This is a genomic window from Pseudomonas sp. VS40, assembly GCF_018587885.1.
Lineage (GTDB): Bacteria > Pseudomonadota > Gammaproteobacteria > Pseudomonadales > Pseudomonadaceae > Aquipseudomonas > Aquipseudomonas pergaminensis.
The window spans coordinates 54286-69492 of record NZ_JAGYWD010000009.1; the positions used below are offsets into that span (position 1 = coordinate 54286).

Annotated in this window: 18 protein-coding genes; 8 read left to right on the plus strand and 10 right to left on the minus strand. The window is 62.8% G+C overall.

The genetic code is table 11. The features are described 5' to 3' along the window. Positions 1 to 116: 116 nt before the first annotated feature. From KHP07_RS23970 to KHP07_RS23990, 5 genes are all read right to left on the minus strand, one after another. A complete protein-coding gene (locus tag KHP07_RS23970) occupies positions 117 to 1448 on the minus strand; it encodes a deoxyguanosinetriphosphate triphosphohydrolase (RefSeq protein ID WP_099492409.1) in 1332 nt (443 codons plus the stop codon). 71 nt (positions 1449 to 1519) lie between these two features. Next, positions 1520 to 2683: an EAL domain-containing protein gene (locus KHP07_RS23975; protein ID WP_078047576.1), complete on the minus strand. Its 1164-nt coding sequence runs from the start codon at positions 2681 to 2683 to the stop codon at positions 1520 to 1522. A gap of 92 nt (positions 2684 to 2775) precedes the next feature. Continuing rightward, positions 2776 to 3117 (minus strand): hypothetical protein, encoded by a 342-nt coding sequence (locus tag KHP07_RS23980; protein WP_078047577.1) that lies wholly within the window; start codon positions 3115 to 3117, stop codon positions 2776 to 2778. Then, positions 3114 to 3497, minus strand: coding sequence for a phage holin family protein (locus KHP07_RS23985; RefSeq protein WP_033901397.1), 384 nt, complete (start codon positions 3495 to 3497; stop codon positions 3114 to 3116). Before KHP07_RS23985 ends, KHP07_RS23980 begins: the two co-directional genes overlap by 4 nt. Positions 3498 to 3500: 3 nt before the next feature. Then, positions 3501 to 3815, minus strand: a complete 315-nt coding sequence (locus KHP07_RS23990) for an ElaB/YgaM/YqjD family protein (RefSeq protein WP_012723021.1) — start codon at positions 3813 to 3815, stop codon at positions 3501 to 3503. 347 nt (positions 3816 to 4162) lie between these two features. Here KHP07_RS23990 and KHP07_RS23995 point away from each other — a divergent pair, with 347 nt between their 5' ends. Next, a complete protein-coding gene (locus KHP07_RS23995) occupies positions 4163 to 5371 on the plus strand; it encodes an ammonium transporter (RefSeq protein ID WP_078050887.1) in 1209 nt (402 codons plus the stop codon). Here KHP07_RS23995 and KHP07_RS24000 read toward each other — a convergent pair. After that, positions 5358 to 7082, minus strand: a complete 1725-nt coding sequence (locus KHP07_RS24000; protein WP_100491208.1) for a cation:proton antiporter — start codon at positions 7080 to 7082, stop codon at positions 5358 to 5360. The genes KHP07_RS23995 and KHP07_RS24000 overlap by 14 nt on opposite strands. Positions 7083 to 7232: 150 nt before the next feature. Here KHP07_RS24000 and KHP07_RS24005 point away from each other — a divergent pair, with 150 nt between their 5' ends. The 3 genes from KHP07_RS24005 (at position 7233) to KHP07_RS24015 (ending at position 8843) form a co-directional block, all read left to right on the plus strand. Beyond that, positions 7233 to 7469: a glutaredoxin family protein gene (locus KHP07_RS24005; protein WP_078047579.1), complete on the plus strand. Its 237-nt coding sequence runs from the start codon at positions 7233 to 7235 to the stop codon at positions 7467 to 7469. Positions 7470 to 7543: 74 nt separating this feature from the next. Then, a complete protein-coding gene (locus tag KHP07_RS24010; RefSeq protein ID WP_078047580.1) occupies positions 7544 to 7879 on the plus strand; it encodes a transcriptional regulator in 336 nt (111 codons plus the stop codon). Between the two features lie 73 nt (positions 7880 to 7952). Further along, positions 7953 to 8843 (plus strand): pseudouridine synthase, encoded by an 891-nt coding sequence (locus KHP07_RS24015; protein WP_214498142.1) that lies wholly within the window; start codon positions 7953 to 7955, stop codon positions 8841 to 8843. Positions 8844 to 8898: 55 nt separating this feature from the next. On the opposite strand, the gene KHP07_RS24020 is transcribed toward KHP07_RS24015, so the two are convergent. Both KHP07_RS24020 and mobA read right to left on the minus strand, forming a co-directional pair. Then, a complete protein-coding gene (locus KHP07_RS24020) occupies positions 8899 to 9120 on the minus strand; it encodes a YgdI/YgdR family lipoprotein (RefSeq protein ID WP_010211805.1) in 222 nt (73 codons plus the stop codon). A gap of 79 nt (positions 9121 to 9199) precedes the next feature. Continuing rightward, positions 9200 to 9802 carry a molybdenum cofactor guanylyltransferase MobA gene (gene mobA / locus KHP07_RS24025; RefSeq protein WP_078047582.1) on the minus strand — a complete coding sequence of 201 codons (603 nt, stop codon included), beginning with the start codon at positions 9800 to 9802 and terminating at the stop codon, positions 9200 to 9202. A gap of 76 nt (positions 9803 to 9878) precedes the next feature. Here mobA and moaB point away from each other — a divergent pair, with 76 nt between their 5' ends. Together moaB and KHP07_RS24035 are read left to right on the plus strand one after the other, a co-directional pair. Further along, the gene (gene moaB, locus KHP07_RS24030; RefSeq protein WP_214498143.1) at positions 9879 to 10418 is read left to right on the plus strand and encodes a molybdenum cofactor biosynthesis protein B; all 540 of its coding nucleotides are present in this window, start codon (positions 9879 to 9881) and stop codon (positions 10416 to 10418) included. Further along, positions 10402 to 11628, plus strand: coding sequence for a molybdopterin molybdotransferase MoeA (locus tag KHP07_RS24035; protein WP_214498144.1), 1227 nt, complete (start codon positions 10402 to 10404; stop codon positions 11626 to 11628). Before moaB ends, KHP07_RS24035 begins: the two co-directional genes overlap by 17 nt. A gap of 127 nt (positions 11629 to 11755) precedes the next feature. On the opposite strand, the gene KHP07_RS24040 is transcribed toward KHP07_RS24035, so the two are convergent. Together KHP07_RS24040 and fliK are read right to left on the minus strand one after the other, a co-directional pair. Continuing rightward, positions 11756 to 12085 carry an EscU/YscU/HrcU family type III secretion system export apparatus switch protein gene (locus KHP07_RS24040; protein ID WP_078047584.1) on the minus strand — a complete coding sequence of 110 codons (330 nt, stop codon included), beginning with the start codon at positions 12083 to 12085 and terminating at the stop codon, positions 11756 to 11758. Continuing rightward, positions 12082 to 13659 carry a flagellar hook-length control protein FliK gene (gene fliK, locus KHP07_RS24045; RefSeq protein ID WP_078047585.1) on the minus strand — a complete coding sequence of 526 codons (1578 nt, stop codon included), beginning with the start codon at positions 13657 to 13659 and terminating at the stop codon, positions 12082 to 12084. Before fliK ends, KHP07_RS24040 begins: the two co-directional genes overlap by 4 nt. 200 nt (positions 13660 to 13859) lie before the next feature. Here fliK and ccmA point away from each other — a divergent pair, with 200 nt between their 5' ends. Next, a complete protein-coding gene (ccmA, locus tag KHP07_RS24050) occupies positions 13860 to 14495 on the plus strand; it encodes a cytochrome c biogenesis heme-transporting ATPase CcmA (protein ID WP_078047586.1) in 636 nt (211 codons plus the stop codon). Next, a complete protein-coding gene (ccmB, locus tag KHP07_RS24055; RefSeq protein WP_025857894.1) occupies positions 14492 to 15160 on the plus strand; it encodes a heme exporter protein CcmB in 669 nt (222 codons plus the stop codon). The genes ccmA and ccmB overlap by 4 nt, the downstream gene beginning before the upstream one ends. The last annotated feature ends 47 nt before the right edge of the window (positions 15161 to 15207 follow it).

Here is a 15207-nt window from a genome sequence, read left to right on the forward strand (position 1 = left end):
GGGTCGCCCTGAGCGTGCGTGATTATTCATCGGGTGTTTGTGCGAATTCGATCAGGCCACTCTGTTCCCTTCGTAGGTCTATTCCTTTCAGGCAACAGGCAGCTTGATCGTGTTCGTTATTGAGGGCTGGAACGCCCGGTCATTTCCCGCGCCATTTCGGTGGCATAGCTGTCGGTCATGCCCGCGATAAAGTCGATCATGCGCAGGAACGAGGCGTGCAGCGGCCACTGAGGGTTCGGTGCGTTGTTGCCCAGCAGGTCGAGAATGCGCCGGTTCTTGAACGACGGCGTACGCCCGCCGTGCTGCTCAAGGGCCGCACCGCAAAAGGCATTCAACAGGATTTCCAGGGTGGTGTAGGCGCCGATCTCATGCAGGGTCTTGCGCTTGTCCTGGAAGATCTTTTTGCGCGCCATGTCCTTGGCATCCAGGACGCAGCGTTTGGCCGGGCCATGCATGTGCTCCACCAGATCGCCGGGCAGGGTGCCGGCCAGCAGGGCGTCCTGTTGCTCGACGAAGGCGCTTGCCGCCGCGTTGGTCAAATGCTCGATCGCCTTGCCGCGCAGGATCGCCAGTTTGCGTCGACGCGAGTCCTGGGCACCGAGTTGGCGATAGGTCTGGGGCAGGTCATCGCCCACCAGGTTAAGCAGCAGCGACTCGACTTCGGCGTACTCCAGCAACTCCATTTCCAGGCCATCTTCCAGGTCGATCAGGGCATAGCAGATGTCGTCCGCCGCTTCCATCAGGTACACCAGCGGATGCCGCGCCCAGCGCTGTTCTTCGAGTTGCGGCAGGCCAAGCTTGTGGGCGATCTGCTCAAGGATCGGCAACTCGCTCTGGTAACAGCCGAACTTGTGTTTCTTATAGCCCAGGGAGTCCGCGTGGCGAGCGGTCCAAGGGTATTTCAGGTAAGTGCCCAAGGTCGCGTAGGTCAGCCGGGTACCGCCGTCGAACTGGTGGTATTCCAGCTGGGTGAGCACGCGAAAGCCCTGGGCGTTGCCTTCGAAGTTGAGGAAATCATTACGCTCGGCACTGCTCATGTCATCCAGCCAGCCGCGCCCTGCGGCCTGCTGGAACCAATGACGGATGGCATCTTCGCCGGAATGTCCGAACGGCGGGTTGCCGATGTCATGGGCCAGGCAGGCCGATTGCACCACCATGCCCAGGTCGCTCGGGTCGCACCAGTCGGGCAGGGCGCTGCGCAGGGTTTCGCCGACGCGCATGCCGAGGGAGCGTCCCACACAGCTGACTTCCAGGGAGTGGGTCAGGCGCGTGTGGATGTGGTCGTTGCTGGAGACCGGGTGCACTTGGGTCTTGCGCCCCAGGCGGCGGAATGCACCGGAGAAGATAATACGGTCATGGTCTTTGTGAAACGGGCTACGTCCCAGTTCTTCCGGGCTATGCAGCGGCTTGCCAAGACGTTCGCGAGTCAGCAGGGTGGGCCAATCCAAGGCGGGTACTCTCCGTGCGGTGAATGACCCTCCCAGCTTCCCGGTTCAGTGCCGCCTGGGCAAGCAAAAATCTACAGCCCGACGGCGTCGATATCGATTAACAGCAAACGCTGACCGTTATTGAAGAATTGTCCGGCGGTGAGGCAGTACTGGTTGGTGGTCGCGTCGCGGTAGGTCGAGGACAGGGTCAAGCGTCGCTCCTCCCACCCTTCGGCCAGCAGGTGATAGAAATACGGACGCCACGACCAGTTGTGGCCCAAGTAACGGCTGTCGGCTTGCCAGGCGTCTTGGCGCCATTCGAAGTTGGGCGTCAGTTGCGTGCCGTGTCGGTCGCACTGGTAGAAGCGCAGCAGCCAGGGAAAGGCCTGCAACGGCGGCAGCTGGTTCAGAGGCGCCTGTGCCTGGGCCCAGGTTTGCAGGATCTTCATCAGTTCGGCCAACTGCTGGCGCAGTTGCATGATGCGCCCGCGCTCAGCCAGTTTTTGCTGGACGTATGCGGTGCGCAATTGGGCGAAGCGCGGCACGAAGGCGTCGGTGGCGAACCATTCGAGCTGCGCCTGGGCGAACAGATAGCCCTGCACATAACGCGAGCCACACTCCAGGGCGAAGCTCAACTGCGCTTCGGTCTCCACGCCCTCGGCAATGATCCAGCACCCGGTCTTCTCCGCCATCTGCGCCAGCGCACGCACCACTTCGCTGCTTGGCCCGCCCCGAGCGGCGTCCTGAAACAAGCGCATGTCCAGCTTGAGAATGTCCGGCTGCAACGCCAGTACCCGATCGAGTTGGGAATAGCCGGCGCCAAAGTCGTCAATGGCGATGCGCGCACCGGCTTCGCGATAACGCACCACCACGTCCGACAGGCGCTGGATGTCGCCACCCAGTTCGGTGATCTCGAACACAATGCGTCGCGGGTCGACGCCATGGCTGTGAATCTGCTTCAGGCTCGGCAGGGCTTGGCCCGGGCGCAGGCGGTTGATCCAGCGCGGCGAGATGTTCAGGCTCAGGAACCAGTCTTCGGGGGCTTCATGCAGGCGGCTCAGCGCATTGTCGCGCAACTGCCGGTCGAGACGGCGCAAGGCCACGCCTGGCGTGCGCGGGTCGGCGAACAGTGGGCCCACGGACTGCAGGCGGCCGTCAGCCTGGCGCAGACGGCCGAGGGCCTCGACGCCGGCGATGCGGCCGGTGGCGGTGTCGATAAACGGCTGGAAGCAGGCGAGCGGTTGCCCGTCGATCACGGGGCCTCCTTAAGAGAGGTGGCGAAAAAAGGCCCGGCCCTCGAAAACGAGGGCCGGGCCGATTCTGTTAGCAAGAATGCAGCCAGCCAGCCTCAACTTTTACGCGAAGTGCCCTGCATGGCCAGTTTGATCAGCGGGATCAAGCCGGCACCCAGGCGCACCAGGCGTGTCAGGCTACCGATACCGCCACCCTTGGCACCTTTGCCGGTGAAGAAACCCATCAGCGTCACGGCGGCCACGCCCCACAGCGGCGCGTGCTTGATGCCCAGGCCGTCCTGCCAGCTCTGCCCCATGGTGCGCACCTTGTTCAAAGGCAGCATCAATTGCTGGGACTCGTGGCGGATCTCCTGACGGTGCATTTCCATGCGCAGGCGAATCAGCGCCTTGCGCATTTCGCGCCGCGACGTGTTTTGAGGCATTTCAGTCATGCTCATGGCAACAGGCGCTCCCGGTCGTTGGCCAGCTCTTCGAGGGTGGCGTGGAACGGCGTGGATTCATCGAACACCGCCGCTTTCAAGCGCACCCCGCAAAACGCTGCGGCCAGGGTGTAGAACACGCAGAGGCAGATGATCCCGGTCAGGCGATAGCCGGTGTCCCATACCAGGATCATCACCAGCGTCGACAGCCCCACCAGCAACAGCAGCGCAAACACCAGCGCCAGGCCGGCAAACAGCAGCAGGCTGACGGTGCGAGCCTTCTGTTCCTGCAATTCGATGCCAAACAATTCGACGTGACTGTGCAGCAAGCCCAACACGGCCGCGCCCAGACGCCTAGAGGTTGTCCCTGTGGACGAGCCAGTTTCGCCGATAGACATGATTTAGCGCCTTGTAGCCAGCAGGCCGATCAGAAAGCCCACGCCGGCGGCAATGCCGACCGACTGCCAAGGGTTGGCCTGCACGTAATCTTCGGTCGCGGTGACGGCCGCCTGACCGCGTTCGCGCAGGGAATCTTCCGTCTGCTTGAGGGTTTCGCGGGCCTGGAGCAGGGTGTCGTGGATCTTGGCGCGCAGCTCATCGGCCTGGTCACCAGCGAGCACTTTGGTGTCGTCCAGCAACCTTTCGGTATCAGTCACCAGGGTTTGAAAATCCGCCATCAGTATTTCTTGAGCAGTCTTTGCAGTTCTTCTGGCCATGGTTATCTCCGTGATTGGCTGATCGTGTACGTCTGTTTTCGAGTCACCGGCGTCGGTGAAGGTTCAGTTCAATTGTGTGGTACAGCTTTTGCTTTGCCTTGGTGCGCAGGCCCCTGGGCCTGCGCTGAATCCGGGCGGCCCTGGGCAATGCCTTGAAAAACCTTACCCTAAATAACTGAAACTCGCGGAAAAACCCTGTCGGCAACGGCCTGTCGTGTTGATCGCTGCGCTAAAGCGGTTCACACCCTCTGAAGAGGGGTGGGACCGGTGGAGCCAATTTAGTGCGCGCAACCCCGGCTTGAACCGCTTTGGTGCTTTTTGCCTTTATTGCAGGCCTGCCAACCTCCATGGAAAATTTGCAAAGTGCGGTGGACACGCTTGTCCACAGCTCCAACACCCTGTTTATCCTGATCGGTGCGGTCATGGTCCTGGCCATGCACGCCGGCTTCGCGTTCCTGGAAGTCGGCACGGTGCGCCAGAAGAACCAGGTCAACGCCCTGTCCAAGATCCTCAGCGACTTCGCCATCTCGACCCTGGCCTATTTCTTTATAGGCTATTGGATCTCCTACGGGGTGAGCTTCATGCAACCGGCGGCGGTCATCAGTGCCGACCACGGTTATGGCCTGGTGAAGTTCTTCTTCCTGCTGACCTTCGCGGCAGCGATCCCGGCGATTATTTCCGGTGGGATTGCGGAGCGCGCGCGGTTTGCACCACAGCTCTGCGCCACCGCATTGATCGTGGCGTTTATCTACCCGTTTTTCGAAGGCATGGTGTGGAACGGCAACTTCGGCCTGCAGGCCTGGTTGCTCGCGACCTTCGGGGCCAGCTTCCATGATTTCGCCGGTTCCGTGGTGGTCCATGCCATGGGTGGTTGGCTGGCCCTGGCGGCAGTGTTGTTGCTCGGCCCGCGTAACGGGCGCTACCGCGAAGGGCGCCTGGTGGCGTTTGCGCCGTCGAGCATTCCATTCCTGGCGCTGGGCTCGTGGATTTTGATCGTCGGCTGGTTCGGCTTCAACGTAATGAGCGCGCAGACCTTGAACGGTGTCAGCGGCCTGGTGGCAGTCAACTCGCTGATGGCGATGGTCGGCGGCACCGTCGCGGCCCTGATCATCGGCCGCAACGACCCTGGCTTCCTGCACAACGGCCCGTTGGCGGGGTTGGTGGCGATCTGCGCCGGTTCCGACCTGATGCACCCGGTGGGCGCGCTGGTCACCGGGGCCGTCGCGGGGGGTCTGTTTGTGTGGTTCTTCATCGCCGCCCAGGATCGCTGGAAGATCGACGATGTACTCGGTGTGTGGCCGTTGCACGGCTTGTGTGGCGTGTGGGGCGGCATTGCCTGCGGCATTTTCGGCCAGACCGCCCTGGGTGGCCTGGGCGGCGTGAGCCTGATCAGCCAGTTGATCGGCACGGCCCTTGGCGTGCTGGTGGCGCTGGTCGGCGGGCTGGTGGTGTATGGCGTGATCAAGCGCGTATACGGGCTGCGCTTGAGCCAGGAAGAGGAGTATTACGGCGCGGACCTGTCGATCCACAAGATCGGTGCGGTCAGTCAGGATTGATCGGCTCGTCTGCCTGCCGGTAAAAACCGTGCAGCAGGCGATAGCGGTTCTGTCGCACCTCATCGACCCGCGCCTGTACCTGCTGGTCCGGCAGGCCCAGCAGGATCAAGGCGTGGGAGGCGAGCATCAGGCTCGACTCCAACAGCTCGGGCACCACTTCGCTGGCGCCTGCGGCTTTCAGCTCGGCGAGCTGGCTGTCGTCGCGGGTGCGCACCAGGATCGGCACCTCGGTGTTGATCCGGCGTGCCTCTTTAAGCACCGCCAGGGCGACATCACTGTTGTCCACCGCAATCACCACCAGCCGCGCACGTTCCAGGCCGACCGCACTGAGCAGGGCGCCACGCCGACAATCGCCATAATGCACGCTGCTGTCCTCGGTGGCCGCTTCCTGCACCCGTTCCGGGTCGTCATCCAGGGCGATAAACGCCTGTTGCTCCTTGCGCAGAAAACGTCCGATGGATTGGCCGACGCGGCCATAGCCGCAGATCACTGCGTGCCCGCGTAGCTCGGCGTTCAGCGCGGTGATTTCTTCCAGTTGCACTTGCTGGTTGGGCTTGCGGTGCAGGCGCAGGGCGATGCCTGGGGCGGCGCGTAACAGCAGGGGCGTCAGCAGCATCGAACAGAAGGTGGCAGCGAGTAGCAAACCGTTGAATTCGTCGGGGATCAACCGGCTCTGCTGCATCTGCGCCATCAACGCAAAGCAAAACTCGCCGCCCTGGGCCAGGGCCAGGCCACTGCGCCAGGCGGTCTCGCTGTCGCTGCCGCGCAGTTTGACCAGCGCGGCCACCACGCAGCCTTTGACCAGCATCAGCGTGAGGGTGAGGCCGAGGATCAGCAGGCTATGGCTGACAAACAGCTGCAGGTCGATGAGCATGCCGATGCTGACGAAAAACAGCCCCAGCAAGATGTCGCGAAACGGACGGATGTCCGCCTCGATCTGATGGCGGTAGTGGCTTTCTCCCAGCAGCATGCCGGCCAGGAACGCACCGAGGGCAGGGGACAGCCCCAGCAGGTGCGTGAGCCAGGCGGTGAGCAACACAATCACCAGCGCCAGCAGCACAAACAGCTCCGCCGAATGGGACGCGGCAACCTCATGGAACAAACGCGGCAACAACCAACGGCTGGCGAGCAGCAGGCCGACAAACAGCACCACGGTCTTGCCCAGGGTCAGTGGCAACGCCCAATACCAGGCTTGCTCGCCGGTGCCGGCAAACACCGGCACCAGGGTCAGCAGCAGCACCGCCACCACATCCTGGAACAGCAACACGCCAATAGCATTCTGGCCATGGCTGCTGAAGATCTCCCCCAGGCTGGTCAACTCCTTGCTGACGATGGCCGTGGATGACAAGGCCAGCCCGGCACCCAACATCAAGGCGATGCCCGGTGCGACACCCAGCATCATCAACAACAGCCCCAGGACTAGACCGCAACCCAGCACCTGCAAGCTGCCCAGGCCAAACACCACGCGGCGCAGGGCGAGCATCTTCGTCAGGGAAAACTCCAGGCCCAGGGAAAACAGCAGGAACACCACGCCCAGTTCGGCAAGGTCGGGCAGCTCTTCGCTGTCATTCACCCAGTCCAGCGCAGTGGGCCCCACGGCCAGGCCGACACACAGGTAGCCCAGCACGGGCGGCAACTGCAGCCGGCGAAACAGCGCAATCACCACCAGGGATGAGGCCAGAATGATCAGCAGGTTGGCAAACACACGCATCTCCGTTGCAAAGGGGCAGGCAAAAAGCCGCGAGAATCGCTGAATCAGTTATAGGCCATGGTGACCTGGGTCAGGGTTTTTGTGGTGGTGGGCTTCATGCCGCCAGCGGGCTTAGAATGTTGGCCTACTTTCTGACCAGGTCCAATCGCCATGCTTCCTGAATGCCAGTTATTCGGCACCCTGGGTTGCCATCTTTGTGAGATTGCCGAGGCTGAAATCATGCCGTTGGTCGAACACGGGTTGTTGGTGGAGCTGGTGGATATCACCGATCCCGACGACCTGACCGTGGCCTACGGCCTGCGGATTCCGGTGCTTCGCCGGGTGGACACCGGGGCGGAACTGGATTGGCCTTTTGACACACAACAGGTCGTGACCTTCCTTCGTTGAGTGTTATGCGATGGCAGGTTTCCAAATATTAAGTTACTGTATGTTTGTACAGCGATTGAATTGAGGGAACGCCCGTGGTGAATGTCGAACAACTAAAAAGCAGCGTCAATCGCATGTCCGCCGACGTTGTGCGCGACGCGGTGAATGAGCTGCGCCTCGATGGCCTGGTCACGGAAGGCAAGACGCCGTTCAACAAAGTGCATTTCAATACCTGCTTTGCCGAGATCGAGGCATTGTTCCAGCGTGCCGGTTACCACAAGCAGCTGGACGTGGTGGGGTATCAGGGCTTGTTGTACGCGTTGTACGATCCAGGCCGCTGGGAAGCGGTGGACGTGCTGCGCTGGCTCAAGGAGTTCACCGAGGCCGCCAGTGCCTCGAAGCTCCTGCGGGCGGAGTTGGCCAAGGCCTGAGATCCGCCCTAGGCTCAATCCCGCTGCATGCGGGATAATGCCAGCCTGTTTTTTCCAGGCTTCGAGCACATCCATGTCCACATCCGGTTTTTCTGCGTCCCAGCACCAAGCCAGCACCTTGTACCTGCCGCCCGGCCCTTGGGCGACGGTGCTCGATTGCCTGTGCGAGCACTTCCCGGCGATTGGCCGTGAACACTGGCTGGACCGCATCGCCCGGGGCCGGGTGCTGGACATCAACGGCAGCCCGATCAGCCTGGACCTGGCCTACAAGGAAGGCCTGTGTATTTATTACTTCCGCGAAGTGCCCAACGAGAAAGCCATCCCGGTGCAGGAAACCATCCTGTATGCCGACGAGCATCTCGTCGTCGCCGACAAACCGCATTTTTTGCCCGTGACGCCGGCCGGGGAGTACGTCGAGCAAACCCTGCTGCGCCGCTTGATTCGCCGTCTGGACAACCCGTCACTGGTGCCTTTGCACCGCATCGACCGGCATACGGCGGGGCTGGTGCTGTTCTCGGCCAACCCGGCCAGCCGCTCGGCTTATCAGCAACTGTTTCCCACACGCCAGATCGATAAGTTCTATGAAGCCATCGCGCCGGCCCTGCCAGGCCTGACGTTCCCCCTGGTGCATAAAAGCCGCATGGTGGATGGCGAGCCGTTCTTTCGTATGCAGGAAGGCGCCGGTGCCGCGAACACCGAAACGGCTGTGGAAGTGCGGGAAAAGAATGGCGATCTATGGCGCTACGGCCTGTTCCCCGTCACCGGCAAGAAGCACCAGTTGCGCGTACACATGACCGCACTCGGCGCGAGTATCTGTAATGATCCGTTCTACCCCGATGTGATCAAGGAGGCCGTGGACGACTACGCCAACCCGCTGAAGCTGTTGGCCCAGGGCGTGCGGTTTATCGACCCGGTCACAGGTGTCGAACGCAGCTTTCGCAGCCAGATCACCCTCGACTGGTAACCGCCAGAAACAACAAGGCCCGCGCGAGGCGGGCCTTGTTGGCAAACGCTAAGATTTACAGGTCTTTAACGGTGCGAACCTGATCTTTGTTGATGCGGGTGCGCTTGCCGTCAAGTTGTTCGAATTCGTAGAAACCCGAATCTTCGTTGTATTTCGGGGTGTCGACGGCCTGGATTTCGCGACCGTCATTCAGGGTGATCACTGTTGGCGAGGCGCAACCGGCGAGGGTGGCGAGGCCCAGTGCAAGCATGAGAGCGGCGATGGTCCGTTGAGTCATGAGTTCGTCTCCGAGAGAATTCTTTTAAATAGCTGACCTTGTGACGCGTACGGCGTCGACAAAGTTCCTTGTGCGAGGTTCATTCTGACACGCCCGACGGCGTCTGTAACAGCTCCGGCGTATTAAGGTTGGCCAGGCGCGGGTCATTCGCCGGGCACTCCAGGCCCACGCCGCCCTGTTGCAGGAAGATCTTGCGCGGGCTGCGTTCGCCCGCGTGCCAGGCGCTATCCACCGCGTCCCGCAGGGCGGTCGGGACGATGCAGATCAGCGGTTCCCAAAACTCACCATGGCGCACCATCACCGGCCACCGAGGGTTGCGTCCTGCGGTCTCACGCAGTTCGGCGAGCAGTCGGGCGTCGATCTGCGGCACGTCGCACGGCAATATCAGCAAGTGCCCATGACGCGCGGCGGCGAGCCCCGCACGGATACCCGCGAGCGGGCCGGGAAAGTCCGGGCTGTCATCGCTCACCAGTTGGTCGGCATACGGTGCGTACCGGTCATGATTACGGTTGCACGAGATGATCAGATCGTCTGTCAGCGGGCGCACCAGGCGCTGCAAGTGCGCGATCAAAGGTTGCCCGCGCCACTCCAGCAAGCCTTTGTCCTGCCCGCCCATGCGCTGGCCGCGCCCACCCGACAGCAGCAGGATCGAGCAGGGCAGGGGTGAATAATCAGTCGACATGGCGGTTCCGCTGCGGCAGGTAAATAGGGGCCTGTGATATAACATCGGGCTGTTCCTTCGACAACCGGACCGTGCCATGAAAACCAAGGCAGATGCGCCCTTCGTACCCCTGAACATCGCTGTACTGACCGTCAGTGACACCCGCACCCTCGAAACCGATACCTCCGGCCAGGTCTTCGTCGACCGCCTCACCGCCGCCGGCCACCACCTGGCCGAGCGCGTGCTGCTCAAGGACGACCTCTATAAGATCCGCGCCCAGGTCGCCCACTGGATCGCCGAAGACGTGGTGCAAGTCGTGCTGATCACCGGCGGCACCGGCTTCACCGGCCGTGATAGCACACCCGAGGCGGTCAGCTGCCTGCTGGACAAGCAGGTCGACGGCTTTGGCGAACTGTTCCGCCAGATTTCCGTGGCCGACATCGGCACCTCCACTGTGCAGTCCCGCGCCCTGGCCGGTCTGGCCAATGGCACCCTGGTGTGCTGCCTGCCGGGCTCTACCAATGCGGTGCGTACCGGCTGGGACGGCATCCTCGCCGAGCAGTTGGACAACCGTCACCGCCCGTGCAATTTCGTGCCGCACCTGAAGCAGGCCGAGCCTTGTGAATCCCGTGGGTAAGCCCGGCAAGACCGGCGCCCTGATGCCGGTGGAAGACGCCTTGCAACAACTGCTGGCCATGGCCGCAGCCGCGCCGATCCGCGAGCAGGAAACCTTGGCCCTGGCGGACTGCGACGCTCGCGTACTGGCGCAGGACCTGGTCTCCACCCTCGACCTGCCGCCGTGGCCGAACAGCGCCATGGACGGTTATGCCGTGCGCCTGGCGGACTGGACCGGTGAACCTCTGGTGGTCAGCCAGCGCATCTTCGCCGGCCAGGCGCCACAACCCTTGGCCGCCGGCACCTGCGCGCGCATCTTCACTGGCGCCCCGGTGCCCGAAGGTGCCGACTGTGTCGAGATGCAGGAAAATGCCGTGGTGCACGCCGATGAGCGCGTGAGCTTCACCGAAGCCCTGCACATCGACCAGAACATCCGCCCCCAAGGCCAGGAAACCACCGTCGGCGAGTTAGTGCTCACCGCCGGCACGCGCCTGGGCCCGATCGAGCTGGGCCTGGCCGCCTCCCTCGGCCATGACCGCCTCGCCGTGATCCGCCGCCCACGGGTGGCTGTGCTGTCCACGGGCGACGAGTTGATCGAGCCCGGTTTGCCGCTGGGGCCGGGGCAGATCTACAACAGCAACCGTCGGGTGTTGTGCTCATGGCTCACCCGCATGGGCTGTGAAGTGATCGACGCGGGCATCCTGCCGGATGATCTGGAGAAAACCCGGAACTGCCTGGCAGGCCTGGGCGCGGTCGACCTGATACTGTCCACGGGCGGTGTATCGGTGGGCGAGGCGGACTTCCTCGGCATCGCCCTGCGTGAGGAGGGCGAGCTGGCGTTGTGGAAACTGGCGATCAAACCGGGCAAGCCGCTGACCTTCGGCCACTTCCGTGGCGTGCCGGTGATCGGCCTGCCGGGCAACCCGGCTTCGACGCTGGTGACCTTCGCGCTGCTGGCACGCCCTTATCTGCTGCGCCGCCAGGGCGTGCAAGACGTCGAGCCGCTGCGCGTTGAAGTGCCGGTGGGGTTTGACTGGCCCAAGCCAGGCAACCGCCGTGAGTACCTGCGCGGGCGGATCGAACAGGGCAAGGCGATCATCTACCGCAACCAAAGCTCCGGCGTGCTGCGCAGTGCGGCGTGGGCGCAAGGGTTTGTGGAGGTGTTGGAAGGCACGACGTTGGAGATCGGCGATACCGTCAATTTCATCCCGCTCAGTGAAGTCCTGAACTGAACACAGATCAAAAATGTGGGAGCGGGCTTGCTCGCGAATGCGGTGTTTCAGCCACTAAATGTGCTGACTGATCCACCGCTTTCGCGAGCAAGCCCGCTCCCACAGTTAGTTTTGTGTTGTCGGTGAGTCAGTAGTCGTCCCCACGCTCCGTCACGTCGCGTTCCACCGGTCCCGCGTCCGGGTCATACCCCACCGGGAACTTGCCTTTCAACGTCCACGCAAACGCAATGATCTCGGCCACCGTGCGGTATAGCTCCTCCGGAATACTGTCGCCCAGCTCCATGCGCGCCAGCAGCTTCACCAACTCGGCGTTTTCATAGATCGGCACTTCATTCTCGCGCGCCAGTTTAAGGATGGCTTCGGCCAGGGCATCGTCGCCTTTGGCCGTCAGGGTCGGCGCCTGCTGGCCGTCGTACTTGAGGGCAATCGCCTGGCGCGGTGGCGGCGGGTTCTTCATGCGGTTTCATCCACCCAGCGTTGCTCCAATCCGGTTTTAGGCCCGCGCGGCGGTGTGCCGAGGTGGCAATCGAGGTCGCCGACGTTGATGCCGGAGGTCACCAAGCGTTCGCGCAGGTTGCCCAAGTGGCTTTCGATCAAGCTGGCGGTGAAAGGCCGGGAAGCCCACAACTGGCTGGACAGTTTGCCCTGGCTCAATTGCGCCTGGACCTGCAACGGGCCCAACGGCTCCATGTCGAAGGCGAGTTCGACGCGCCAGAGCATTTGCTTGGCGTCCTTCTTGTCCTTGCGCTCGGGCTGGTCTTTGTCTGGTGCGGGTTCTTCGCGTTGGAATTTGACCTGCAGCGGCACGATGTCCTGCAACGTACGCATCGGGATTTCCAGCTGCCACGTGGTCTGCAGGCGGCCGTCGGCGGTGGTGCCGGTCTGTTCCAGGCTCGACAACTGGTGGCTCTGCAACCGCGAGATGGCCCCGGCGGCCAGGCGCAGCAGATTTTCCAGGTCGCCTTCGCCTTCGAGCTTCGCCATCAGTCGCTCGGGCAGCGGGAATCCGGCAGGCAACTGCCGGGCGCTGACTTGGCCGAGGGTGTTCAGGGGGCTGCGCACAAAGTTGGGAAGCACTTGGGCCAGGGTATTGGCGGCGAGGATGGCATTCATATTGGTGCTGGCGGGCAGGGCGGGCAGCAAGTCCGCGACCAGGCGCAGCAGCGCGCCTTTCATGTCCAGCGGTGGGATCTGCGGGTTTTGCCCGGCCAGCAGCTTGGCTTCCAGAAAGGCGCCGCTGTTCTGGATGACTTGCGCCAGTACCTTGGGATTGCTGACCTGGGCCAGGTCCGGCAAGGCGGCCAGCAGACGGTCGGCGGCGGCGCGCAGGTCGGCGGAGGTGCTGTCGCCACGGGGCAGGTTCTGCAGCGCGGTGAACACCGCGTCCAGTGAGCCTTGGCGGCTTTGCTGGGTTGACAGTTGCTGGGTGACGGCCAGTTGATCCTTGAGCCCGCTCAGCGGCACAAAGCTCAGGGTCTGCGCGTTTTGCACCACGGCGCTGAGCAAACTGCCGACGCGCAGGGGTTGCGGGCTTTCCACGGTCAGGGTCGCGCCCGCCAGGGCGTTGTTGAGCACGGTGACCAGCGAGCGGTAGATCGCCGGTTGCGCCGTGCCCTGGGGCAGCATCTGGGTGGTCAGCACCTTGGCTTGCAACAGCGTGCCCACCGGCATCTGGTGGGTGTCGATGCGGGTGAGGGCGGCGACATTGGCGCTCAAGGCCTGTTGCAAGCTCAGGGTGAGGTTGCCCGCAGTCGTCTGGCTTACGGCGACATTGCTGCCCAGCGGCAGCGGCTGCGGGCTGCTCGCCTGCACCAGGGTCTGGCGACCGCCTTCAAGGGTCAGTTTGAGCAGTAACTGGAAGGCTTCACCGCCTTGTTTCAGGGCGATGACTTCAGCGTTCGCGGTTTTCCCGGGGTCGATCAGGCCGATCTGTGGCTCCAGCAGTTTCAGCAACTCACCGGCTGCGGGCGCAGGGCCAGGCCCGGCTGGCGGGGCGGGTGGAAGCGTAGGAAGGTTGATCTCACCGGTCATCGCGCGCGTCGTCTCTGGGGAAATTGCCCTCTTTAGAGTAGGGCATCACATGTATAATGCCGCCCGTCTGCAAAGAGAGCGGTAAAAACCTCACAACTATTTGATCCAGCTCTCTAAAATCGGTCGCCAAAGCCGTTATTGTGCATTTCTCTTTAACGGCCGCTGCACCGCCGACTTGAACCGTAAAGGCCCGCGATCTTTTGACCAGCCCTCTTCTTGAAGCCGTAGCGCTCTCCTGTGAACGCGACCTGCGCCTGTTGTTCGAGCACCTCGAACTGCGGCTGACGGGCGGCGACATGGTGCAGGTCAGCGGCCCCAACGGCAGCGGCAAGACCAGTTTGCTGCGCCTGCTGGCGGGGTTGATGCAGCCGACCGCCGGTGAAGTTCGACTCAACGGCAAGCCCCTTAACGAACAACGCACTGAGCTGGCGCGCAATCTTGTGTGGATTGGCCACGCTGCCGGCATCAAGGACGTGCTGACCGCCGAGGAAAACCTCAGCTGGCTCAGCGCCCTGCATCATCGCGCTTCGCGCGACGCCATCTGGCAGGCCCTGGCCGCTGTCGGCCTCAAGGGCTTCGAAGACGTGCCCTGTCACACCCTGTCTGCCGGCCAACAGCGTCGCGTGGCCCTGGCGCGTTTGTACCTGCCGGGCCCGCCGCTGTGGATTCTCGACGAACCCTTCACCGCCCTCGACAAACAAGGCGTGGCCCAGCTGGAAGAACACCTGGCCCACCATTGCGAGCAGGGCGGCCTGGTCGTCCTCACCACTCACCACACCTTGGCGCGCATGCCTGCTGGCTACCGCGACCTTGACCTGGGCCGGTGGTCGCTATGAGCGTCTTCGCCCTGCTGGTCGCCCGCGAAGCGCGGCTGCTGTGCCGTCGCCCGGCCGAACTGGCCAACCCGCTGGTGTTCTTTGCGATTGTCATCGCGTTGTTTCCGTTGGCGGTCGGTCCCGAGACTAAACTGTTGCAAACCTTGTCCCCCGGACTGGTGTGGGTGGCGGCGCTTTTGTCGGTCCTGCTCTCGCTGGACGGGCTGTTTCGCAGTGATTTCGAAGACGGTTCCCTCGAACAGTGGGTCCTTTCGTCGCACCCTTTGCCACTTCTGGTACTGGCAAAGGTACTGGCACACTGGGCTTTTTCCGGCTTGGCGCTAGTCTTGCTCTCGCCGCTGCTGGCGATGATGCTGGGCCTGCCCGTCGAATGCCTGCCGGTGTTGCTCCTGTCCTTGTTGCTCGGTACGCCGGTGCTCAGCCTGTTGGGGGCGGTGGGCGCAGCGTTGACCGTGGGCTTGAAGCGGGGCGGCCTGTTGTTGGCCCTGCTGATTCTGCCTTTGTACATCCCGGTATTGATCCTGGGCAGCGGCGCCTTGCAAGCCGCGCTCATGGGCATGCCGGCGACTGGTTATCTCCTGTGGCTTGGCAGCCTTGCCGCCCTGGCGGTAACCCTGACACCCTTTGCTATAGCGGCTGGCCTGAAGATCAGCGTCGGCGAATAATGAGGTCTGGCTAAGCGTTATGCCTTAGCCAGTAAAGACCCTGAGAG